Origin of the sequence: Peribacillus deserti, assembly GCF_002863585.1 — a bacterium.
In the GTDB taxonomy this organism is placed as follows: Bacteria; Bacillota; Bacilli; order Bacillales; family DSM-1321; genus Paraperibacillus; species Paraperibacillus deserti_A.
Window position 1 is genome coordinate 13778 of sequence record NZ_PGUY01000037.1, and the last position, 22682, is coordinate 36459.

The 22682-nt window shown below is 42.3% G+C and carries 23 protein-coding genes; 19 read left to right on the forward strand and 4 right to left on the reverse strand.

Annotation, left to right across the window (positions count from 1 at the left end; translation table 11 throughout):
• The first annotated feature begins 74 nt into the window (after positions 1-74).
• The 9 genes from CUU66_RS11880 to CUU66_RS11925 all read left to right on the forward strand — a co-directional run bounded on the left by CUU66_RS11880 (position 75) and on the right by CUU66_RS11925 (position 6574).
• On the forward strand, positions 75-584 hold the full coding sequence (locus CUU66_RS11880) for an RNA polymerase sigma factor (protein ID WP_101642397.1): 510 nt from the start codon (positions 75-77) through the stop codon (positions 582-584).
• Positions 585-597: 13 nt separating this feature from the next.
• Positions 598-1734: a DUF4179 domain-containing protein gene (locus CUU66_RS11885; RefSeq protein WP_101642398.1), complete on the forward strand. Its 1137-nt coding sequence runs from the start codon at positions 598-600 to the stop codon at positions 1732-1734.
• A 150-nt stretch (positions 1735-1884) separates the two neighbouring features.
• On the forward strand, positions 1885-2256 hold the full coding sequence (locus CUU66_RS11890) for a GntR family transcriptional regulator (RefSeq protein ID WP_101642399.1): 372 nt from the start codon (positions 1885-1887) through the stop codon (positions 2254-2256).
• An 11-nt stretch (positions 2257-2267) separates the two neighbouring features.
• Positions 2268-2957 (forward strand): ABC transporter ATP-binding protein, encoded by a 690-nt coding sequence (locus tag CUU66_RS11895; RefSeq protein ID WP_101642401.1) that lies wholly within the window; start codon positions 2268-2270, stop codon positions 2955-2957.
• Entirely contained in the window at positions 2954-3790 is an 837-nt protein-coding gene (locus tag CUU66_RS11900) for a hypothetical protein (protein ID WP_101642404.1), read from the forward strand. The genes CUU66_RS11895 and CUU66_RS11900 overlap by 4 nt, the downstream gene beginning before the upstream one ends.
• A gap of 12 nt (positions 3791-3802) precedes the next feature.
• Positions 3803-5011: a hypothetical protein gene (locus CUU66_RS11905; RefSeq protein WP_101642406.1), complete on the forward strand. Its 1209-nt coding sequence runs from the start codon at positions 3803-3805 to the stop codon at positions 5009-5011.
• 89 nt (positions 5012-5100) lie between these two features.
• Positions 5101-5562, forward strand: coding sequence for an NUDIX domain-containing protein (locus CUU66_RS11910; protein WP_257967978.1), 462 nt, complete (start codon positions 5101-5103; stop codon positions 5560-5562).
• Positions 5563-5616: 54 nt separating this feature from the next.
• Entirely contained in the window at positions 5617-5808 is a 192-nt protein-coding gene (locus CUU66_RS11915) for a hypothetical protein (protein ID WP_101642409.1), read from the forward strand.
• A gap of 457 nt (positions 5809-6265) precedes the next feature.
• A complete protein-coding gene (locus CUU66_RS11925; RefSeq protein WP_101642413.1) occupies positions 6266-6574 on the forward strand; it encodes a hypothetical protein in 309 nt (102 codons plus the stop codon).
• A gap of 32 nt (positions 6575-6606) precedes the next feature.
• On the opposite strand, the gene CUU66_RS11930 is transcribed toward CUU66_RS11925, so the two are convergent.
• Entirely contained in the window at positions 6607-7599 is a 993-nt protein-coding gene (locus tag CUU66_RS11930; protein WP_101642415.1) for an NADPH:quinone oxidoreductase family protein, read from the reverse strand.
• Positions 7600-7785: 186 nt separating this feature from the next.
• Here CUU66_RS11930 and CUU66_RS11935 point away from each other — a divergent pair, with 186 nt between their 5' ends.
• The gene (locus CUU66_RS11935; protein WP_101642417.1) at positions 7786-8778 is read left to right on the forward strand and encodes an LLM class flavin-dependent oxidoreductase; all 993 of its coding nucleotides are present in this window, start codon (positions 7786-7788) and stop codon (positions 8776-8778) included.
• Between the two features lie 289 nt (positions 8779-9067).
• Complete coding sequence (locus CUU66_RS11940) at positions 9068-10504, forward strand: NAD(P)H-hydrate dehydratase (RefSeq protein WP_101642544.1); 1437 nt, start codon at positions 9068-9070, stop codon at positions 10502-10504.
• A 52-nt stretch (positions 10505-10556) separates the two neighbouring features.
• On the opposite strand, the gene CUU66_RS11945 is transcribed toward CUU66_RS11940, so the two are convergent.
• Positions 10557-10913, reverse strand: coding sequence for a cupin domain-containing protein (locus tag CUU66_RS11945; protein WP_101642419.1), 357 nt, complete (start codon positions 10911-10913; stop codon positions 10557-10559).
• Positions 10914-11265: 352 nt separating this feature from the next.
• Between CUU66_RS11945 and ssuE the strand changes: the two genes are divergently transcribed.
• From ssuE to CUU66_RS11980, 8 genes are all read left to right on the forward strand, one after another.
• Positions 11266-11790 (forward strand): NADPH-dependent FMN reductase, encoded by a 525-nt coding sequence (ssuE, locus tag CUU66_RS11950; protein WP_308302481.1) that lies wholly within the window; start codon positions 11266-11268, stop codon positions 11788-11790.
• 932 nt (positions 11791-12722) lie between these two features.
• Positions 12723-13337 (forward strand): PH domain-containing protein, encoded by a 615-nt coding sequence (locus CUU66_RS11955; protein ID WP_101642423.1) that lies wholly within the window; start codon positions 12723-12725, stop codon positions 13335-13337.
• A gap of 574 nt (positions 13338-13911) precedes the next feature.
• Positions 13912-14886 carry a DMT family transporter gene (locus tag CUU66_RS11960; protein WP_101642425.1) on the forward strand — a complete coding sequence of 325 codons (975 nt, stop codon included), beginning with the start codon at positions 13912-13914 and terminating at the stop codon, positions 14884-14886.
• A 46-nt stretch (positions 14887-14932) separates the two neighbouring features.
• The gene (locus CUU66_RS25415; protein ID WP_142383725.1) at positions 14933-15127 is read left to right on the forward strand and encodes a DUF2197 domain-containing protein; all 195 of its coding nucleotides are present in this window, start codon (positions 14933-14935) and stop codon (positions 15125-15127) included.
• A 186-nt stretch (positions 15128-15313) separates the two neighbouring features.
• Positions 15314-16780, forward strand: a complete 1467-nt coding sequence (locus tag CUU66_RS11965) for an alpha-amylase (RefSeq protein WP_101642428.1) — start codon at positions 15314-15316, stop codon at positions 16778-16780.
• A gap of 605 nt (positions 16781-17385) precedes the next feature.
• Complete coding sequence (locus tag CUU66_RS11970; RefSeq protein WP_101642430.1) at positions 17386-18300, forward strand: diacylglycerol kinase; 915 nt, start codon at positions 17386-17388, stop codon at positions 18298-18300.
• Positions 18301-18392: 92 nt separating this feature from the next.
• On the forward strand, positions 18393-18950 hold the full coding sequence (locus tag CUU66_RS11975; protein WP_101642432.1) for a GNAT family N-acetyltransferase: 558 nt from the start codon (positions 18393-18395) through the stop codon (positions 18948-18950).
• Between the two features lie 104 nt (positions 18951-19054).
• A complete protein-coding gene (locus CUU66_RS11980; RefSeq protein ID WP_257967979.1) occupies positions 19055-20371 on the forward strand; it encodes a DUF2254 domain-containing protein in 1317 nt (438 codons plus the stop codon).
• Between the two features lie 450 nt (positions 20372-20821).
• Here the strand turns inward: CUU66_RS11980 and CUU66_RS11985 are convergent, their stop codons facing one another.
• Both CUU66_RS11985 and CUU66_RS11990 read right to left on the reverse strand, forming a co-directional pair.
• Complete coding sequence (locus tag CUU66_RS11985; RefSeq protein ID WP_101642434.1) at positions 20822-21748, reverse strand: ABC transporter permease; 927 nt, start codon at positions 21746-21748, stop codon at positions 20822-20824.
• Positions 21745-22677, reverse strand: a complete 933-nt coding sequence (locus CUU66_RS11990; protein WP_101642436.1) for an ABC transporter permease subunit — start codon at positions 22675-22677, stop codon at positions 21745-21747. The genes CUU66_RS11985 and CUU66_RS11990 overlap by 4 nt, the downstream gene beginning before the upstream one ends.
• Positions 22678-22682 lie beyond the last annotated feature (5 nt).

Genomic DNA, 22682 nt, shown 5'->3' on the forward strand with positions numbered 1-22682 from the left:
GGACAGTCCCCCAAAAATTTTTTCCAATAAAAGGGGACGCTGATACGTCTATTATTTGAGAGGGGGCGACAATTGTGGAGCAAAGAAGTTTGGATGGGCTGGATCATTCCAATGAGCTGGGGCCGGAATTTAGACAGTTATTTATGGATCATAAGAAGTCGGTGTTTGCGATGGCGTTATCTATTCTTAGGGATTATGAGCTGGCTGAAGATGTGCTGCAGGAAGTCTATATAAAACTGTTTAAGCATATGAGGCATCATGATATTTCAAATGTTAAAGGATGGCTGATGAGTGTAGCCAGAAATACAGCATTAGACTTATACCGGAAAAAGAAGCGTGAGGTAACCGGATTTGATAATGACTACTTTGAGCGCGTGCAGGATCTGCCTAAAGATCCCGCAGACAAGCTGGTGTTGTTAAAATATTTGGAACTACTGAATGCGGAGGAACGGCAGATCATTACTCTGAAGGATATTACAGGCATGAAGCATAGAGAAATTGCAAAAATACTTGAAATTCCTCTGGGTACAGTGATGTGGAAGTATAGCAGAGCTTTAAAAAAATTAAGAAAAGGGCTTGAGTAAGGAGGGGTATTTTATGGAGAAGGATCAATTTATAAAACATTTAAACAATGCCATGGAGAACCAAGTGCCGGATGTTTGGGATGAGCTTACAAGGAAGATTCAGCATATGGAAGGTGAGAGAAATGGTAAGGTCGTTCATTTGAAAGACAAGCGCATCCCGAGAACTAAAAAAAGAAACCGCTCCAAGAGACTTTCCTTAGCTGCAGCAGCCTGTTTACTTGCTATTTCAGCATTTTCTTACACACCCGTATTAGCGTCTATTAAAGAAGTTTACGATAAAATATTTTCTAGTAACCATATTGATGATACAGGTTTAAAAACTGCACTTAGCTCCGGGCAGGGCCAGGCGGTTAATCAAACGTTTTATGATAAAGCGAATGACATAAACGTGCACTTTGAAAGTATATTAACCGATGAAAAGGAAACCAAATTGTTACTAACCTTCCAGAGCAAAACAACAGATTTGAAGAACTATAATATTGATATATTTGAGGGTGAAAGTTCTATTAACCTGATAACTGGGGACGTACAAAGAAAAAAGCTAAAAAGTGTAGGCTGGGGCAGCAGATATTATGATCGTAAAGAAAATAAAGTGGCTAAAGCATTATCCTTCGATTCGATAAAGGAATATAAAGGACAAAACATCCGTTTAGAAATCAAAGATATAACCATATATGAGGAGGATGGGTTCGGCAAAGCAGAAGCTCTCTGGCCGCTTGAGTTCATGCTTGATCAATCCGCTGTCTCCACAAGGGAAACAGCAGAAATAAATCAAAGCTTCTCTTATGGAAAACAAACATATACGATAAAAAAAGTAGAATTTTCATCCATGGAAACAAGAGTGGTTGTGACAGGATCTGACACTAAACTCCTGAAGGATGAAAATGGTATGGAATATAGAATCATGAGTAAATTAGAGCAGCAATTCCTTCATGCCAGGAAAATTGATAAAGTATACGGATATATTGTGGATCCTAAAAAATCGGGTGTATTTTTGAAGTCGGCAGGTGAAAAAGTTGAACCCATTTTCAGTAAGGGTGAAGTGGCTGGTGAAAGGGATGAATACCTCATGATTTTTGCTCCTGTCAAAGACTGCAGGAATACCATTCTTGAAGTGGGTGCGAATATAAAAATCCCATTGACTAAGTAAAATGAACCCTGCGAACCATAGGACCTTTTAGGGTCCTTTCGTATTAGGAGAATTTTTTTCAGAAATGAGTTGACTTAATTTGTGTATTAATCGTATAGTACATACATAAGGTGTATGAACCAATTAGTACACACACTGGGAGTTGTTATCATGGAGATTACTTTTAATAACCGCGATCCTGTTTATCTTCAGGTTGTCAGATACTTTAAAGAACAAATTGCCATAGGTAATCTTACAGCAGGACAGGAAATTTCATCACGGCGGGAACTGGCGGGCTTGTTAAAAATTAATCCGAATACCGCACAAAAAGCGTATAAAGAAATGGAGGAACAAGGATTGATCACCACCGAACGAAATTTTCCCAGCCGGATCACTACAGATGAAAAGATCTTAAATTCAGTAAGAGAAGAGCTGATACTTGAGGCTGTCTCCTCTTTTATAGCATCGGTACGGCCGATTAATGTTCCGCTCGAGGAACTAATAAAAATGGTGAGTGAAAAGTATTCACAGCCAGAGGAATAGGGGGCGAAGAAATGATTGAGGTAAAAAACCTTACAAAAAAATACGGACGCAGGCGAGTCCTGGAAAATGTATCTTTTACAGCGGAAAAGGGGCAAATTACCTGCCTTATCGGGATCAATGGAGTAGGTAAAACCACTACTTTAAAGGCTATTATGGGGTTGACCCCATATAAGAGCGGAACCATTCTTATCGATGATGAGCCGCTGACCAAAACAAGCTATGAGAAAATCACATTCATTCCCGATGCTGCGATCATGCCGCCTTCTATGACGATTCGTGATGCCTTTGAATTTATGAAGGACTTTTATGGGAGCTGGAATTCTGCTAGAGCTGAAGAATTGCTTGCATTTTTCAAATTAAAGGAGGAATTCCGGATAGCAGAGCTGTCAAAAGGAAATATAGCAAAAATAAATCTTTTGATGGGACTTGCTATCGATGTGGATTACTTATTGATGGATGAACCTTTTTCAGGTATTGATATCTTTAGCAGAGAGCAGATAGCAGATGTGTTCACCAGCCACTTAATCGAAGACCGGGGAGTCATCATTACCACTCATGAAATAAATGATATTGAGCATTTAATCGATAAGGTGATACTGCTCGACAACGGAAGCGTGCTGAAGGAATTCTATACGGAAGAAATGCGCTCAGAGCATGGGAAGTCGGTCATTGATGTCATGAGGGAGGTGTACAGGGCATGAACCGTTTTATTAAGCTGTTAAACTTTGAGATAAATCGCTTCAGTAAAATTTATGCTGCTCTGTTGGCAATCATCATTGTTCTCCAATTTATTGGTGTTATAGTTGAATCCAATTCCTATGTCCAAGGCGCTGACAGGATGATGATGGAGAACAGATGGACACAGGAGGAATTGATAAAAAATAATGGGAAAGCGGGATTCACGTTAATAATGGATTCGTTTTGGTTCGCAGGTCCGATCGCCATAGCTGCGGCTGCACTTATCTTTTATATCTTCTTAATCTGGTATAGAGAGTGGTATGGCAAGAACACGTTCATTTACAGACTGCTCATGCTGCCTGTTTCAAGATACAGCATCTATTTTGCAAAGGCATCAGCGATTTTCTTAATGGTTCTCGGGCTTGTCGGAATACAAATCTTGCTGCTTCCGCTGGAGAATGAATTATTCGAAGCCATAGTTCCGGCAGACTTCAGGGATGTTCTGGCAGTTAAGGATTTGATTCACTCGAATATAATTACCAGCACGTTAATCCCTGCCACCTTCACACAGTTTGTTTTACATTACTTGGCAGGTCTTATGGCTGTTTTCACTTTATTTACAGCCATTCTTATGGAAAGAAGCTATCGATTGAAAGGTATTTTACTTGGAATAGTATATTGCGCGGCAGTTTTGGCGTTCTTTATTTCACCTCTAATCATTCCCGCCGTACTGGATATGGGTGACTTTTTCTATCCGGTTGAGTTCTTGGTGCTTGAAATTATCTTGGGATTAATAGCTTCAGCCTGTTCGATCGTGATTGGACAAAAATTACTAAATAAAAAGGTTTCGGTATAGGGAGGGCAGACGATGAAAAAATATTGGAAAATAAGCTTGCTCATTGCGGTTGTCGTATTAACAGTCGGGTCTTTTTACACCCATTCTGCCTATTCTTCGACTCAGCTTCCCCAGTTTTACATAAAAAAGGACTCAGGGGACAGCAGCATCCTAAAAAAAGTGACCTTTAGCGGAGATTATTTGGTAGGTTCTATTAATCAAGGAGTTACCGTTGAACACAATAAAACGACTTATGATACTGAAAAATCTTTTATTGAACAGTTTGACAGAGAATTTGCACACAGAGATCCTGCCATCAAACAGCTTCAGAAAGAATATCGGAATTTCATGAGAGGGAAATACAATACAGAAGCCTTCTATGAAGATAATCAGCTTCTCTCATACGCGGACATACTAAATGCAACCACAAACAGCGGAAGCCGCTCTTTTGTATTTAAAATTTCTGTACTTAACAAAAAAACGAATAACAGCACTTCTTTTGATTATGCCATTCCAAACCCTGATCAATACAACCATGTATACGTGGAAGATGTTCAGTATTTCGGAAAGGAACTAAAAGTCCTTACAAGGAGCTACCTTCAAGATACTGAGTTAGACGGAGAAGAACTGGATGTTTACACATTTGACATTCCGAATAAAAAGCTTTTAAGTAAAGATGAAGTAAAGGGTCACAGCAAGAACGGTATGGTGTATACACGACTGCCGGGCGTTGATCCGCTCAAGCCAAACAAGTATGCGGTTTATAGTATCAGTGAACGGGAGCTTGAAAATGAAGAAGGAACGGAACCGCCTAAGCCGAAAGAAAAAGAGCTGGTGGTTTACGACCTGGGAAAGAATCAAAAGGTGGATATTAATTTTCCAAAAGATATCTTGAAAATGAATTTAGATGCCCTTCCAGCCTTTGTAGATGGTTCAACCATCTATTTTACGGAAGAGAAAAACAATGCAGTAAGGCTTAAAGTATTCAATATAGATACGAGGGAATTAGAAAACGAAATCACACTCCCGGTTGAAAAACATAGCGATAGCCGTGAAATTCAATCGATGATTAAAAATGGGAAGCTCTATCTCCTTATTAAGTACAATAAAATGCAAAATGCAGAAATCAAGATAATGATTGCAGATATTAAAACTGAAAAAATGGTATACTCAGGAACCCTCATGACTGATAAAAGCCAGTCCATCCGTTCCCTGCAGTTGTACAACATACTAGTTAAGTAAGCTTGAGGCATTTCTCTAAAATGGGAAATGCCTTTTTTAAGCAAGAAATCCATATACGTATTAAAATAAAAGGGAGAGGGGGAAATGCATTGAATATCAGAAATTCTGTTAAGGCAGTCATATTTAATGAGGGCAAAGTCTTAGTTACGAAAAATCAGGATAGAGAAGGCATTTTTTACTTGTTTCCAGGCGGAGGCCAGGAACATGGAGAAACCTTTCATGAAACACTTCGAAGAGAGTGCCTCGAGGAGATTGGGCAGCACGTGAATATTGGGGAGCTTTTGTTTATCCGTGAATATATTGGAAAAACCCATGAATATGCCCAGGACGACAGTAAAATTCATCAGATAGAGTATTATTTTACTTGTGAACTGAAAGAGCTGAATAAAGACCAAGCGGGAATTAAACCGGATCCGCTGCAAATTGGTACGGAATGGATACCGCTAAAAGATATCATGAAATACAGGCTATATCCGAGGGCGATGAGGCAGAATATTATAGATGTTTACTCCGGAGCAAAGTCTCCAATCTATTTAGGAAATATTAATTAAACGTTTGATTAACTTTTGTAAAACCCTTATAAACTCGGGTTGAAAGGAGCTAACATGAAACATAAGGTCGTTTTTGAAGACTGGGAAAAAGAATGTGAGGAGGGTTCTTGCTATGAAAGCGGCACCCGCCTTCTGGTTAATGGGAAACAAGTTCTGGATTCTGTGACTCCAGTGAAAGCAGTGAAGGCTGTTTTAGACGAATTAGGGATTGTTTATGAACTAGAAGAAAAGCACGAGTATGATTAATACAATGAAAAGCAGTTTTGCGAAAAGCAAAGCTGTTTTTTGTCCTCTAATCCTTTTCGGCTGCAGGTACAGTTATGAAGGGCCCAGCATATCACTGCGTATAACCCCTGCGGCTGAGGGGGAAATACTGCTGATAACATATGCGTTCCGATTTACAATGAATTCATGGAATGGTTCCGAACTCTCCGGAGGATTACAGTAAAGGCCATGAGCCAGAAGGGATTGCCTGAAGAAATAGGTTCCGAAGTATACAGAGAAAAAATAGGGGGATAAAGTTATATTCCTTTTAACATGGCACGCAGTGAATGTATCTATTGTAAGATAGAATGAACAAGCCGATGTGAGAATTCTAATCCTCAAGGAGAAACCGAATACATTGAAGACATCAGATAATGTCATAAACCTAACCTGGACTGGCATAGACATGTACAAGTGAACACTAAAAAGGAGGCAGTTTATGAAACACCTCTTTCCGATTCTTTGTACAGCAGGTTTATTAGCCTTTGCGGCCTTTATGGAAACGCCGGGTATATTGCAGGAGAAAGACACCAGCTCCATGCAGGCCGTGTATGGTCCGTCAGAAGATGAAGAAACCAGTAAAGAGACCGAAGTGCCGATTCTCGAGAGCAGGCTGATACACACAGAAAAAGAAGATGGCTATATTGTGGAAACCTATCAGGAATATGAAGTGTTTAAAGACAAGAGCGGTAATGAGATCAAAAGTGTCCCGACAACAAAGGTTGAATATCTCCGCTATAAAGAATAAAACATCGCCCAAGTGCCCGGCGATGTTTTTTATTATAACCTTACAACCATTCTCCCTCGGGCTTTTCCTTTTAAGATGACAGGCAGGTGCCCAGGCAGTTCTTCCAATGTGATTTCTTTCTGGATAGAATCCAAAAGGACATCGGGCTTTAGGTCATTTGCCATCCGGCTCCAGACTTTTTGTCTGACGTCCATTGGACAGTAAACGGAATCGATGCCCAGCAGGTTTATTCCCCTTAGGATGAAAGGGAACACCGTTGCTGGTACGTCTGTTCCACCAGTTAATCCGCTGACAGCTACAGATCCGTTATATTGGAGCTTGCTTAAAATGGACGCAAGAGTTGTTCCGCCTACCGGGTCGACGGCTCCCGCCCAGAGCTGTTTATCCAGGGCTCTGACCTTACCGCCGTTAACATCCCCGCGGCTGATTATTTCTTTAGCACCAATGCTCGTTAAATAGTGTTTCTCGGTTTCTTTCCCAGTGCTCGCAACCACATCATATCCAAGCTTGGACAGCATGGAGACAGCAATGCTTCCTACCCCTCCGGTTGCTCCTGTAACTAATACCTTCCCTTTTTCCGGCGTCAGCCCATTGTCTTCAAGCCTTTGTATAGACAAAGCTGCAGTGAACCCAGCAGTCCCAAAGGCCATAGCTTCCTTGAGTGTTAAATTTTCCGGAAGCGGTACGATCCAATCTGCAGGAATACGGGCATACTCGCTGTACCCGCCAAAATGGGACACCCCAATTTCATAGCTTGTCGCAATGACCTGATCGCCTTCTTTGTAGCGGGGGTCATCTGACGATACGACCGTACCGGCTAAGTCTATTCCTGGGATAAAGGGATACGACCTGACAATTTTCCCTTCAGGTATGCTTGCCAATCCGTCCTTGTAGTTAATACTGCTATAAGCCACTTTAATTAATACACCTTCTTGAGGCAGGTCCTCAAGGGAAACTTCTTTAATGTTAACTGAAAAGTTCTCATCGGTTTTATCCACGACGAGGGCTTTAAATAGCTGGTTCATATGTATCTCGGCTCCCTTCTTTTAAGTTGGCTCGGAACGTCTTTAATAGTTTCACCTGATTGGTCTTGTTACATTAATTGTTATTGTAGACTTCAGCAGGTTAAAGGTCAAAAAGTTAGATTCTTTAAAGAATGATGGTTAAGATAATAAAATCATCGACATTCTTAGAAGGAGGCTCGCGTTTTCATGAAATTAAGTGTTCTTGACCAATCTGTCATACCAAAGGGGGAAAACGCCAGAACGGCTCTTGCCAACACAGTAAAATTAGCGCAGATAACAGAACAACTGGGCTATTTGCGATTCTGGGTGGCTGAGCATCACAATACCAATGGAATGGCTGGTACTGCTCCTGAAATATTAATCTCTCATATCGCATCAAAAACAGAAAGAATCAGGGTCGGTTCGGGCGGGGTTTTGCTGCCTCAATACAGCCCTTTTAAGATTGCGGAAAACTTCAAAGTGCTGGAAGCTTTATTTCCTGACCGCCTGGATCTCGGAATCGGCCGATCCCCAGGGGGAGGTGCAACCACGCGTCTGGCATTGACAGACGGAGTAAGGCGGAGCCTGAATGAATTTCCCAGGCAGGTGAAAGACCTGCAGACATTTTTAGCCGGAAATATGCCGGAGCATCACACTTATTCAGATGTCATGGCTTTTCCTTTGACAGAAACACTTCCTGAAATGTGGCTCCTGGGCATCACCCACCGCGGAGCGAGAGTGGCTGCTGAACATGGTACAGCCTTCACCTATGGCCATTTTATTACACCTGAAAATGGAAAGAGGGCAATGGACTACTATTTTGAGCATTTTACACCATCTCCGCTTTTACAGAAGCCGAAAGCCAATGTTTGTATATTTGTTGTTTGTGCCCCCACACAGGAAAAAGCAGAAGAACTTGCCTTAAGTCAGGATATGTGGCTGCTTGCTGTTGAAAAAACAGGAGATACCAGAATTCCATCTGTAGACGAAGCGAAGAGTATGGCTTTAACCAAGGACCAGCTTGCCCGAGTCCGTGAGAACAGAAAAAGGACCATCATAGGAACTCCTGATAAAGTAAGAGATGAATTGCTGCTTTTAGAAGAAATATATGGGACAGACGAATTCATGATCATCACCAATGTTCATAACTTTGAGGATAAAGTTCAATCTTATACTCTTCTGGCGGAGGCCTTTCTTTAAAATGAAGGCGTGAAAGTGGAGATGTGGTACTACTGGACAAAGTACGACTAGTACATGTGGGACAAGCATCTAAGGCTGTTTTCCCTAAGCTACAGGCGTCAGCTTGTAATGTACTGTTAAAGAGTTACCGCGATTATTAAGAGTTTCACCGATTCATGCTGGATTAATTGTACCCGTCCTTAGCTTAGTAGCGGTTCGCTGTTTGCACATTCCGGGCCGGCAATTTTCCCTTTTTACAAACCAGAATAAAGGGTAATATACAATGAAAAAAGACGGGTGGTGCTTAGAATTGTATATATATAGGGCTGACGAGATTAAGGCTGCGGACGAAGCGGCGGAGAATGGACTTACAGGATATACCCTAATGGAAAGTGCGGGAAGGGAATTATATCAGGCAGCAGCAAAATTAATAAATAGGGATCAGCGTGTTCTAATTCTGTCTGGTACAGGGAATAACGGCGGAGATGGGATTGTGCTTGCCCGCTATCTAAAACAACATGGATATCTGTGTGATTTAGTCTTTCCAATTGGTGACCCAAGATCAGAAGCCGCAAGTGAACATTTTCGTTATTATAAAAGCATTGGTTACAGTGTAAATGAGATCCAGGGCAAGTATGACGTCATTGTTGATGCACTGCTGGGGGTGGGTGCCCGGCTTCCCCTTGATAAAAAGGTACAGGAACTGCTTCAATGGGCGAACAAGGAAGACTCACTGCGGCTTGCAGTTGATGTTCCCTCAGGAGTGCTGTCAGACCAAGGGGAAAGTGATGAATCAGCCTTCAAGGCAGACCGGACATTCTGCATACATGGATATAAACCGTCCGTATTCATGGAGAGCACAGCAGAATATTATGGAATTCCTGAAGTGCTGGATATCGGCCTTCCTCATAAAGCAAAATGGAAGGTATGGACAAAAGAGGATGTGAAAAGGACCTTTCCGAAACGGAAACCCGGCTCACATAAAGGGAGCTTTGGCAACGGACTTATTATAGCGGGTACCGATGAAATGCCGGGAGCAGCTATTCTGTGCAGCCTTGCGGCTAAAAGAAGCGGAATCGGCAAACTGACTGTTGCAGCCTCGCGCTTTGTTTCAGGTATTATCGCAAGCAGACTTCCTGAATGTGTATTTTTGCATGATGGACTTAAAAAAATAGTAGAGGGACGGATGCCTGAGAAAATGACAGCAGCCGCAATAGGTCCGGGGCTTCCATCTGATGAGACAGTAGAATTGGCAGCAGCTCAGTTATTAAAAACCAATCTCCCTTTAATTATCGATGCAGGTGCCTTAACAAAGCGGCAATATCCAAAACGGGAAGCGCCTGTCATCCTTACTCCTCATCCAGGAGAATTTCAGAAAATGACAGGAATACCTGTGGCCGATTTTCAAAAAAACCGAATCCAAACCGCGGTGGATTTTGCTAGAGAAAACGGAGTAATCCTGGTGTTGAAGGGCAGAAATACCGTCATAGCATTTCCGGACGGAGAGGCGAGAATTAATACGGCAGGAAATGCGGGGCTGGCCAAAGGCGGATCAGGCGATTCACTGACAGGCATTTTGTTAGCCTTCGCTGCGTCTTATAAGGATATAAAAGCGGCGGCAGCTAACGCAGTTTATTTTCACGCTGCTTGTGCAGATTATTGGAAAGAGACGAGAGCGGAGACCACCCTGCTTGCCAGTGATCTTAATGAAACGATGCCTTTTGTGATGAAGGAATTTGAAGACTAAAGCAAAAGATGAATCCCCCTCATGTGGATTCATCTTTTTGTTTGTGTGTCTTTTATTTTGCCCTCATATATGATTTGGGATCTAATGAGCCTGATTCAATCACGATTGCATCCATTCCAGTCCCGCTGCCTGATTCATGCCATTCTCCTGCGTTCCAAAAAACGGCATCTCCCTTTTTTATTGCTATTTGTTGTCTGTCAGCTCCGGTAACCCAGCCTTCACCTCCGACCACTAGAAAAAGCTGGGGGATAGGTGCTTCATGGAAGCCTATTACCCCGCCCGGTTCTACGTACATACATCCGATAGAAGCGAACTCATTAGTCCGGATGATTCTTGAAAATACTGCTGCCTTCGAATCGTATTGTTCAATATTCCGTCCCGTTTCCTGATCAAATCTGAAAAATTCCATAATCTGCCCCCCCTGCCTAAATCAAATCACAATGAGTATTATTAGACAGTGAAAAGGGTTTTCCTTTAAAACATGTACATATTTTGGCGCCTTTTTTTTAAAAAATATCTAGAGTTCTTGATTCTGCCACTGTATGGATCTTCTTCTGGTAAGGGATTCCAGAGGGATTCTACAGGATCTAGCGCTAAGACATCTGTATGGCTGACAGCAGCAAGTGAGTGCCTGGAGAGAAAACCAACAGGCAAGTATAGTAGAGCTAAAAAGAAATTAATGATATTCAGCGGTCTTTAGTTTATTTTTCATCCTAAATATGACTATATTAATGTAGACTATGCATTTTACATAAAGAGGAGTGATTGTTTTGGCTAAAGTTGTAATCATTTCCGGAAGCCCGGTAAAGGATTCACGATTGAATGGAATTCTGAATTTTGCCACCGAATACTTAGAGAACAAAGACGTATCCTATGATGTAGTACACGTGCGGGAGCTGCCGGCAGAGGACCTAATTCAGGCGGCATTTGACAGCCCTGCCATTATTGAAGCAAATGAAAAGGTTGCCGCAGCAGAATCTGTGATCATCTTGACTCCGGTTTATAAGGCATCTTATACAGGTGTACTAAAAACGTATTTAGATCTTCTACCTCAAAAAGGACTCGTGGACAAAACTGTACTGCCACTTGTTATTGGCGGGACGTATGGACATCTCTTAGTTATTGATTATGCAATCAACCCTGTTCTTTCTTCCCTGGGAGCGAGCAATATCGTAAAAGGTGTATTTACTTTAGATCAACAGATCCAAAGAACTAACGAACATACTTTCGAAATCGATACCGATGCGGTCCAAAGATTACAGGCGGCGCTTGAAAGACTGGTATAACGAAAAAATCTTGAGATAGGCAGCTGTACATGTGTATGGCTGCCTTTTTTGCATAGGGCTGTTTTCGCAAACTTTGTTGTTATTGAACAAGGGGATTGATTTCCACTGCATGCTCGCTTTTTCGCGGGGCTGGCGCCTTTGAGTCTCCTCGGCTTCGCCTGTCGGGGTTGCTTTTCTCCCCATAGACGGATTGACTTATGACTCGAGGGTCTCAGCTTGCAGCGGGATCAAGGATTCTCGCACCTTACATTCCAATCAACCTGTTTAACAATAGGGCAGGTTCACAGAACTTATTAAAAAACAACCATCTTTTAGAAAAGAGCCTTGCGTAAATAAAGCGGTAATAATGTTCGCAAAAGGAATTTATCGATTGAAGGGACAGAAAAAGCAGCCTTTGATGAAAACTTCATGGATAAGAGCGGGGGATGGGCGCTATGAGGCGCTTTGATTCAGCCCCCACACTCTAAGATAAGCATAATCTTCATAAGATAAGCATAACGGCCATGAGGTAATCATAAATGGAAGAATTTAAGCATTCGATTGAAAGAGATAAGCATAAACCTTAAAAAGATAAGCATAATATCCCAAAACCCAAGCATAAATCTTCAAGATATAAGCATAAAATTTCATAAGGATAAGCATAAACCATTCCCATTCTACTAAATTCCCTTATAATCTAGTAAAAACTCACAAAACATACAATATTGTTGCATTACTACAACCGAAAAAATATATAAATGCACCAAAATCTTCAAATCAGCGTCATTTTTAATCATAAACAAGACAGTCAGCATTAAGTGGGTTACAATTAAATGGAACTTTTCAGCTTTTGATTCATTAGTGATGATTTTTTTACATAAATTCTTTTGTAATCCGAAACTTAACCCCGGATACAATCGTATAAGAAATAAAAATAGGAGAGGGAGAGTGCCGTGTTTAAGAAAGTAGCTTCAGATGTTTTGGGATTAAGTGATATTGGAAGTGTCATCAGCCCTGCTGATTATGATAAGGTGGACGCAGATGATTATGTAATGCATGAAGATAATGAAAAGATTTATTTCTTAATTAAATCAAAGACAGATGAATATTGTTTTACCAATAAAGCTCTGATCCACCTTGACGGAAATAGCGCCATCAGCAAAAAGCGGACACTGAACCGATACAGCTATTATACAAATAGTATATCTAATGTAACGCTTGAAACAGCGGGAACTGTGGACCTCGACGTAGAAATTAAATTTACAATCGGTTCTAAGACTTTCTCTATTGATGTACATAAAAAGTTTCTTGAGGAATTAAAGGACTTGTATAAATCGTTGATCAAAGTTGCAGAGACCTGCCATGAAAATGAGGAGTATATGAAATATGCCCAGGAGAGCTTGAATCTGGCTTCAAATACTCTCGCAAGGGTTACTTCCAAAGAAGATTCACTGGTAGACAGTTTCAAACAAGTGAACGAAACAGCATTCAGCTGGCTTGTAAACAACAGGCGGAAATTCAAAGTAAAAGACTTCGGGTATGTATTCGAAAAATACATCAACAACTAAAAAATCCTGGGACCTGATCTGATCAGGCCCTTTTTTTGTGGGGACAGTCCCCTATTTCCCGGAGCCCTTATCCTTGATATGACAGCATTCCTGCGGGGACAGTCCCCAATTTCCCGTAGTTTTTTCCTAGATGAATGTTTATTTGTATGAAATAAGGGAAAAAGAACATAGCTGAAAGCTATAAATTTATTAATTACAACAGAGAAGAGCAGCTGCAATTTGCACGCGGCAGGGGGACCAATGATGAACAAGAAATTAACGGCTGTGTTTAGTTTGCTTGCTGCAGTAGCATTGTATGTTCATAACTTAATATAAACATAAACCCGAAGCCGCCTGCATAGGTGGTTTTTTTAGTGTGCAGCCTATTAAACGAAGGCGGCTTGAGGCACATTAGCCTGGAATAAAAAATGGAACGGAAATCACACCTGAGAGGGCAATGCCAACGGAGAGGTTCGAAATCAGATAGCATCCCCCCGTATCCAGACATATAGATACATAGACGAAAATAAGAGGGAATAAGGGATTCTAGGGCGAATAGGTATGAGTAAAGAATAATGGTCAGGAGGTTGAGGATTTGAAGCCAATTATCCTGGGAGTCTGTGCGGCTTTCTTTTTTGCATCCACATTTGTTTTAAATCGTTCGATGGAGTTGTCAGGGGGCAGCTGGCTTTGGAGTGCATCCCTTCGCTATATTTTTATGATTCCATTTCTCGCGCTTATTGTTATGGTCCAAAAGGGCTTAAGGCCCCTTCTGAAAATTATGAAGGAGAAGCCTGGCTCCTGGCTGCTTTGGGGATTTGTTGGGTTCGGCTTATTTTATGCTCCGTTATGTTTTGCAGCTGTGTACTCTCCCGGCTGGCTGATTGCCGGCACCTGGCAGACTACGATCATCTCGGGCTCACTGCTCGTTCCATTTTTTTATGAAACTAAAATGACGCCGGGGGGGCCTGTTAAGGTTAGGGGCAGACTTCCTCTAAGAGGTCTGTCCATGTCGCTTATTATTCTGCTCGGGATTATTCTAATGCAGGCGGAAAACGCGGGGAATCTCACACTTAATGAAATGCTTGCTGGGTTCATCCCGGTCTTAATTGCATCCTTTGCTTATCCTCTCGGTAACCGTAAGATGATGGAAATCTGCGGCGACCGGATCAATACCTTTCAGAGGGTACTGGGGATGACATTGGCCAGCCTACCTTTTTGGATTCTGCTTTCTGTCATTGGGTTCACTACAGCTGGACCGCCAAGCAAGGAACAAACACTGCAGTCGCTTCTTGTTGCCATTTTTTCAGGTGTGATTGCAACCGTGCTGTTTTTTAAAGCGACCGACCTTGTCCGGAATGATATTCCTAAAATGGCATCAGTCGAGGCGACACAGTCGGTCTCTGTACTATTTGCTTTATTGGGTGAAGTCATTTTTCTATCGGCGGACATACCCCATCCTTTGTCATGGATCGGGGCCTTTACGGTAATGCTCGGAATGATACTTCACAGCTTTACTTCCCGCAGAAAATCTGTGACAGTTAATCGACAAGTGACGGCTAAAACGTAATCTCCTTAAAATTAATGATATAATTGGAAGAAAAAGGGTGTATTTTATGGAGAAAAAATGTTTGTCCTGCCGGAAGAACTATATAATTTCGTCAACGGATCTCCAATACAAGAAACTGATCCAGAACCCTCATGCATTATATATTTGTACTAATTGCAGCCGCGGTATGCAAAAAGATGCCCAAACCTCAACTGGGTTAAATCCGGATATGCTGGATCACCACGATAAGTATTTACGTTAAAGTTTCTTGGTAACAACTATACAGCCAAGAGATTTCGTTAAGCTCCCCAGGGGGCTTTTTTTCTTTACTAAATAAAAGTGTTGAAGAAAACTTTTCCATCCCGGTTTATGCTGGAAAACTGGAGGGTAATTGTAGGTTAGCTTACTAGAAACTCGGAGTAAAAATGCTATAGTCGGGGGATCGGGAATGGAAAGAAATCACACGATCATGCAGTTTTTTGAATGGCATGTAAAAGCAGACGGTACTCATTGGAATTTTTTAAGGGAGAATGCTGCCCGGCTAAAGGAAATCGGAATCAGTTCAATCTGGATTCCTCCCGTAACGAAGGGGCTGACACCGGACGATAATGGCTACGGCATCTATGATGGCTATGATTTAGGTGAATTTGACCAAAAGGGAACCGTAAGGACAAAATACGGGACAAAGGAAGAACTGCTAGACGCTATCGCTGTATGTCAGGAACATGGTCTTTGTATATTTGCTGATGTAGTCATGAATCACAAAGCAGGAGCCGATGATACAGAGACTTTCCAGGTAATAGAAGTCGATCCGATGAATCGGAATGAAGAAGTTTCAGAGCCTTTTGAGATTGAAGGATGGACAAAATTTACTTTTCCTGGCCGGGAAGGGAAATACTCTGCGTTTGAGTGGAGTTTTGACCATTTCAATGGTACCGATTATGATGCCAGAACGGACAAGACAGGTGTATTCCGTATACTCGGAGAAAATAAACACTGGAATGAAAATGTGGATGATGAATTCGGGAATTATGATTACCTGATGTTTGCCAACATCGACTATAACCACCCTGATGTAATCAAGGAAATGCTGTCCTGGGGAAAATGGCTGAGCGATACGCTGAATTGTGATGGATTTCGTTTAGATGCAATTAAACATATCAATCATGAATTTATTAGTTCATTTGCAAAGGAAATTATCAATCATAGGGGCGATGATTTTTATATGGTAGGAGAGTTCTGGAATTCTGAGCTGGAATCCTGCCGGCAGTTCTTAAATGAAGTGGACTACCAGATTGATTTATTCGACGTCCCGCTGCATTACAAATTACATGAAGCTTCCAAGGCAGGCTGCGATTTTGACCTTTCAACCATCCTGGAGAATACACTTGTCCAGTCTCATCCAATGAATTCAGTCACTTTTGTGGATAATCATGATACACAGCCAAATGAAGCCCTCGAGTCATGGATAGAGGACTGGTTCAAGCCGAGCGCCTATGCTCTTATCCTTCTGCGTAAGGACGGATATCCCGTAGTTTTTTACGGGGATTATTATGGGATAGGCGGAGATGAACCTGTACCCGGCAAAAAAGAGGAACTGGAACGCCTGCTCTTTGCCAGGAGCCATAAAGCCTACGGTGAACAGGAGGACTACTTTGACCATCCTAATACAATCGGATGGGTTCGGCGCGGCGTTGAAGAGATGGAAGGGTCAGGATGTGCGGTTGTTATTTCCAATGGAGATGAAGGAGAAAAGAGGATGTATATAGGCGAACACCGCGCCGGGGAAGTATGGACTGATATAACCCGTTCTAGAGCCGACCAAATCTTGATTGAAGAAGACGGGTTCGCTACTTTCCCTGTAAACGGAGGCAGTGTTTCGGTGTGGGCTCTTACTGAGAATGCTGATAATTGACCTAACCATCCTTCCCAAGATACCAAAAGCCTGGTATATTCAACAAGCGCTGTCTAAGGAAAAGAGCAGGAGCCTTAAATGGGTACCTGCTCTTTTTTTCGTTCAGATGCAAGCTGGCAACATGCAGAATAATCGAGTTTAATGATTGTAGCCTGTCTGGGATTGCGGTTTCCTCTTTTAAAAAATGGCTGGTTTCCCCGCCCGCATTGGAAATAACATCTGTACTTACTTTTAAGTTGCGGGCATCAAAAAGCCTTAATTTACTTATCCTAAAGCTCTGTTAAATATGGCTGTTGATTGCAGCTAGCAGGCACTCGCGGACCTTAGGGGCGTTCCGGGAGCCTCCTCGGCATTGACGCCTGTGGGGTCTCCCTTGCCCCGCTTTTCCCGCAGGAGTCTCGCATATCCGTTCCAATCAACTTCGTGCAAAAATCAACAATGACCTTTAACATAGCCTTTCCTTAAAAGTAAAAAAATGGGATTATTTGATAAGAAAGTTGCTTCCCATACTGTGGAGGTTTAATATATTAGATGGAAAACCTATGACCGCGGGCAGCGGCATTTTTTAATAAAGGTCATTGAATTATGAAAATAGGATGATGAATATGAAAAGAGCTAGAATTATTTATAATCCCACTTCTGGGAGGGAAGCTTTCAAAAAGCATCTGCCGGAAGTGCTGGTTAAATTGGAGAGAGCAGGTTATGAAGCATCCTGCCATGCGACAACAAGTGAAGGGGATGCCACGAAAGCAGCGAGGATTGCGATTGAACGCCAGTACGATGTAGTGATCGCAGCAGGTGGAGACGGTACCATCAATGAGGTTATTAACGGTCTTGCAGATGCTCCTGTCCGTCCGAAAGTCGGCATCATTCCTGTGGGTACCACGAATGACTTTGCACGTGCATTAAGAATTCCAAGAAATGTTGAAGCAGCTGCCGACATTATAGCTGAAGGTCAAACGATCCCGATTGATATTGGTAAAATGAACGACCGCTATTTTATTAATATTGCGGGTGGAGGGCGTTTGACAGAGCTTACGTATGAAGTGCCGAGCAAGCTGAAGACGATGCTCGGGCAGCTGGCCTATTATTTAAAAGGGATGGAAATGCTTCCTTCGATAAAAGCAACTGAAGTATCCATCGAGTATGATGGGAAGCTCTTCGAAGGGGAAATCATGCTTTTCCTTGCAGCGAATACAAACTCGGTCGGAGGCTTTGAGCGTCTGGCTCCTGATGCTTCGCTAAACGACGGGATGTTTACGCTGCTGATCCTAAAGAAAACCAATCTGGCTGACTTTATCCGCATCGCAACGCTTGCTATACGCGGGGAGCATTTGACCGACCCAAATATCATTTATGTCAAAGCAAACCGAATTAAAGTACAAGCCAAGGAACGGATGCACCTCAATCTGGATGGAGAATACGGCGGGGACGCACCTGCGGAATTTGTAAATCTCTACCGCCACTTTGATTTTTTCGTACCGAAAGTGATGCTGCCAGCACAAGATCTGCTTAAATAAGGAATACTAAAGAGACCGCCGCATAAGGCGGTTTTTTTTCCTAATTAAGGAATGAAGAGATTCTTGCAAGGGTATAGAAAAGAGGTGATTATATGCTGATTCGCCCTGCACACAAGAAAGAATCGCACCTGGCTGCAATTCTAATAAAAGAGGCTATTAAAGATATAGCTGAAGCTCTGACTGGGGAAAAAGAACATTCAAACATTGTGAAAGACTTAGAGAATTTCTATCTGCAGGAAGGAAACCGATTAAGTTATCATAACTGCCTGGCTGCAGAAATAAATGGAAAAACGGCAGGGGTTTTAGTACATTATCACGGTTCTGAAGCTGCAAAACTAGATGAACCCATATCCGATCATCTTCGCAAAAAGGGAAGAGCGGCACACATCGATAAAGAAGCAAAAGAAACGGATTTCTACATAGATACAATCTCTGTAAATTCGCGGTATCAGGGAAGAGGAGCAGGGACGGAGCTGATTCAGGCATCATTACGCGCTGCTGTAAACTACGGCTATGCAGCGGTCTCTTTAAATGTAGAAAAAGAAAATCAACAAGCTTATAAACTATATTCCCGGCTTGGATTTAAGATAGAAGATGAAGTCATAATAAATGGACACGTCTATCATTATCTTGTTAACCGGCTGGGATAGGAGTCTGCGGGATTTTTAGTAAAGGTCCTTAGTGTTTGGATTTGCAGCTAAGGTTTATGGGAAGGCTGACTAAAAGAAAGTCTCAGGGTGAATGGAGGAGGGCCATGCTTCTGAAAGAGGCTGAAAACAAAATCAAAACAAATTTCTGGGTTCTGCCGGCTCTTTATGGAGCAGGTGCTGTGGTGCTGGCTGTCTTGAGTGCAGGTATCGAACACTATGTGTCTCAGCATGGATCTATAAAAAATGGAATTCCGTCCATGTTTTTTACAGACAAAGAGCTGGCGCAGACCGTATTAAGCGCCATATCCACTTCGCTTCTAACAATGACGACCATTACCTTTTCATCCGTATTGGTTGTACTGACTACTTTTTTATCACAATTTTCCCCGCGGACTCTTCAAAACTTCATTAACGATTCTAAAACACAGCTGGTACTTGGGACCTTTATTGGAGGGTACATTTATTCACTCGTACTATTAAGCCAGGTAAAGGCAAGTGAGCAGAATCATACATTTATTGTGCCATCGTTTGCTATACTGGTTGCTATTATCTGCCTGGGGATGTTCGTATTCCTGATTCACCATGTTACCGACTGGATCAAAGTAGGCAACTTGGTTGCAAACATTACGAAAGAAACCTTAGTCTCTATTGAAAAACACAATAAAGGACAGGAAATGACCGGAACTCCCGGCGAAAAGACGGTAGATCTGGACTCCTTAAAATCCACAGGGATTATGAGCAAGAAGCGGGGATATATTGAATATGCAGATATTGTGGAACTGGCAGCTTTTGCTGAAGCCAATGAGCTGATCATCAAATTCGAAAAAGTTCCAGGGGAATACGTAGATATAGATACTCCCATTTTAACCGTGTGGAGTGATACAGATTTACTGGATGATGAGAAGCTCCTAGACTTTTTAATGATTTCTCCTACCCAGGAAGTAATGGAGGATATCGAATTTGGCATTCAAAAGCTGGTTGAAATTGCATTAAGAGGAATCGCCCCAGGGAAAAATGACCCTGAGACAGCCATCAACTGCATCGAAAACATATCACAAATTCTCACGAAAGCCGGTAAGAATTACTCGCCGTCCCCATACTATTATGATTCACAAAAAAAGATAAGGGTGATTCTTGAAAAACCAACTTTCTCTGACCTGCTTTATAGCAGCTTCTATCAAATCCGGCACTACGGAAAAGCTGATGTGTCTGTCATGACGAGCATTATTAATGCCTTAACGCTAATAGCCGAAACCAATCGGGAAGCCATAAAACAAGACGTCTGGGAATTTTCCTTCTATATATCTGAGGGCATGAAGCAGCAGGACTGGCTTGACATGGATAAGAAATATTTGAACAGGCGTTTAAATAAGTTAGCCAGTTCATGTGGTAGGACGGCTGAAGCGATTACTTTAACATAAATCGAAGAAAGACTGTATTGCGGGTGTAAGTGGGCGCTGAATTCTGCTATTTACAGGATGCCGTTTCGGATGTTAAGGCTCTCGCGGTGAGTCATTGGGAATCCGTGCATAGGAACTGGGGATATTTGGAGGCAGAAGTAGCGGGATGCGGCAAAAATAAAAGGATACGAGTAAGAGATATAAATGCCTAACTTTTGAACTATGGAAATCAAAATTCAGAAATGCGAGTAACCCGGTTACCTGCGAGAAGGAATTTAGGAGTAACCGGGTTAGATTAGATTCAAGTGAGAAGCAGCCCAATGCAAGCCACTTTTGGAAAATGGGGAGGTATCAAACTAGTATTTAGCCAAAGATATGGATACTATCGGGTCCGCCACATTACCTGCAATTCCAGCTAAGCCATAGTGAGCCCCTCATTAATAACCCCAAAGTCACATCATCAACACCTCCCTATCGAGACCGAAGTCTTCCGCCTGCCTGCTGTTCAAACCCTTTCACCGTTATGTTGACAAGCAGAATCAGCAGGGTGTATGCGAGCACTGGGAAGAAAACGATATAGGGTTCGGTCATTAAGTTTTGATAGCTGGAACCGATCAGCCCGGCCCATTCATAGGTGCCGGTATAGTATAAGCTGAATTGATCATGTGCCTGGCCGGAGCGGATGGTAGTTCCACCTATAAATATATGGAAGATGGCGAGATGAAGGATAAGGGTCAGCACTTGAACGAGCTGTCTGCCTGCAAGGATCACCAGCCTCGGTAAAATATGAGGGAACAGATGAGTTTTGGCGATGTGCCAGGGTGTGCCGCCTAAAGTCCGTGCACTCTCCATAAAATCCAGCTGATACAAATGGTCTGCTGTTTCGGCGACCATTTTAGCAAGAGAAGGGATGCCAATCCAGACAACAATTAACAATTGTATCACGACGGTCCCGGTAAAGCCGAGAGGCGAAGCACTGCGCAGCTCATATAAAATAAAGGGACCCAGCCAGATGATGGCAAGCAGTGACTGTGGCATGAAAGTAAAGGCCTGCAGGAAGCCAGCCATCCAAGGAGAAGAAAAACTGCGCCGGAATAAAAGCCCCAGGACAGTGGCTAAACAAAGTCTCAGACTCGATACAGCCAGTGCAAATAGGAGAGTATACTTGGCCCCTTTAATGAGTGCATATAAAATGTCGACGCCTTCTCGGTCCGTACCAAACCAAAAGTCGGCAGAAGGCGGATATGGCGGCATCGCTATAGAGCGGCCGTGCTCATCATGCAAAAAAGGAATGATGTCAGGTTCCGGTACTAGCGCCGGCCAAATGATACTAAATAGCAGAAAAACGGAGAGACTGATTAATCCAAACTTAAATCGTTTATTTGATTTTTTCTTCACTGGGAAGCCCCCTTTTCCCCATTAAATTTATGCCGAAATGCTGCTGTTACTTTTATAATTACATAAAAAGGAGTCATGAGCATGATAACAAGCAGGCATCTCGTTGATGCAGGCTGGTCGCTGACGATCAGGCTCATCAGACCCTGGCTGTTAAATAAGAATTCCAGCACCACTAAGTTTGTGAACAGAAGCATAATTAACGTGGGAAGATGAATAATAGATTCAACCAAAGTGTTGCGGAAAATATGCTGAACAGATATATAGTGTTCAGGCAGGCCCTTTGATTTTGCAAAAAGATAGTAATCTTTATGGGACTCTTCTTCCATTAGAAGAACTTGGATTCTGAATAGATAGATGGCTGGAAGTATGCTTAACGCCAGCAATGGAAGAATGAAAATAAGATCTTCATGAGTGTAGTATGGATAGGATAGCTGCCAGCCTGTTTTCTTATAAATCCATACGACTAGTAATTGAACGCTGAAAATAAAGAACACGTCCGGAAGGGCCTCTAGCAGCTGTGTGCATTGGATGATGCCTCTTTTAACAAAGGGGTGCAGTCTATAGACTAGTAAACTTCCAAAAGTAGAAAACAGCAGTGCAATAATAAAGCTGCCGGAAAGCAGCAGGAAGCTGTAACTGAATGGTGTCAGTACATAGGGGAAAAGCTCGTATGCCAGATCCTGATCAAGAAATACTTCCGATCTGTTTTCTGGCATTTTTGGAAAAGAAAGGGTCTGAGTTTTAACCATATATGTTAAATCCAGAGGCCGAATAAGTGCGAGCAAGACCGCCGTTACCGTATGGATAAAAGGCAGCACATAAAAGCCCAAACCATCATTCCCAGCGACAAGTGCAGGAGAGGCGGTTAAAAGAACGATACTAAAACATAGTAGAACATATTGAATCACGCTATTTCTAAACATCTCCATTATTA

What these genes read in the sequence shown, in the direction of transcription:
- CUU66_RS11990 (WP_101642436.1), bottom strand. Translation starts at nt 22,677, where the DNA reads ATGGAGATGTTTAGAAATAGCGTGATTCAATATGTTCTACTATGTTTT.
- CUU66_RS11885 (WP_101642398.1), top strand. Translation starts at nt 598, where the DNA reads ATGGAGAAGGATCAATTTATAAAACATTTAAACAATGCCATGGAGAAC.
- CUU66_RS11965 (WP_101642428.1), top strand. Translation starts at nt 15,314, where the DNA reads ATGGAAAGAAATCACACGATCATGCAGTTTTTTGAATGGCATGTAAAA.
- CUU66_RS11925 (WP_101642413.1), top strand. Translation starts at nt 6,266, where the DNA reads ATGAAACACCTCTTTCCGATTCTTTGTACAGCAGGTTTATTAGCCTTT.
- CUU66_RS11905 (WP_101642406.1), top strand. Translation starts at nt 3,803, where the DNA reads ATGAAAAAATATTGGAAAATAAGCTTGCTCATTGCGGTTGTCGTATTA.
- CUU66_RS11975 (WP_101642432.1), top strand. Translation starts at nt 18,393, where the DNA reads ATGCTGATTCGCCCTGCACACAAGAAAGAATCGCACCTGGCTGCAATT.
- CUU66_RS11935 (WP_101642417.1), top strand. Translation starts at nt 7,786, where the DNA reads ATGAAATTAAGTGTTCTTGACCAATCTGTCATACCAAAGGGGGAAAAC.
- CUU66_RS11980 (WP_257967979.1), top strand. Translation starts at nt 19,055, where the DNA reads ATGCTTCTGAAAGAGGCTGAAAACAAAATCAAAACAAATTTCTGGGTT.
- CUU66_RS11890 (WP_101642399.1), top strand. Translation starts at nt 1,885, where the DNA reads ATGGAGATTACTTTTAATAACCGCGATCCTGTTTATCTTCAGGTTGTC.
- CUU66_RS11945 (WP_101642419.1), bottom strand. Translation starts at nt 10,913, where the DNA reads ATGGAATTTTTCAGATTTGATCAGGAAACGGGACGGAATATTGAACAA.
- CUU66_RS11970 (WP_101642430.1), top strand. Translation starts at nt 17,386, where the DNA reads ATGAAAAGAGCTAGAATTATTTATAATCCCACTTCTGGGAGGGAAGCT.
- CUU66_RS25415 (WP_142383725.1), top strand. Translation starts at nt 14,933, where the DNA reads ATGGAGAAAAAATGTTTGTCCTGCCGGAAGAACTATATAATTTCGTCA.
- CUU66_RS11915 (WP_101642409.1), top strand. Translation starts at nt 5,617, where the DNA reads ATGAAACATAAGGTCGTTTTTGAAGACTGGGAAAAAGAATGTGAGGAG.
- CUU66_RS11895 (WP_101642401.1), top strand. Translation starts at nt 2,268, where the DNA reads ATGATTGAGGTAAAAAACCTTACAAAAAAATACGGACGCAGGCGAGTC.
- CUU66_RS11930 (WP_101642415.1), bottom strand. Translation starts at nt 7,599, where the DNA reads ATGAACCAGCTATTTAAAGCCCTCGTCGTGGATAAAACCGATGAGAAC.
- CUU66_RS11900 (WP_101642404.1), top strand. Translation starts at nt 2,954, where the DNA reads ATGAACCGTTTTATTAAGCTGTTAAACTTTGAGATAAATCGCTTCAGT.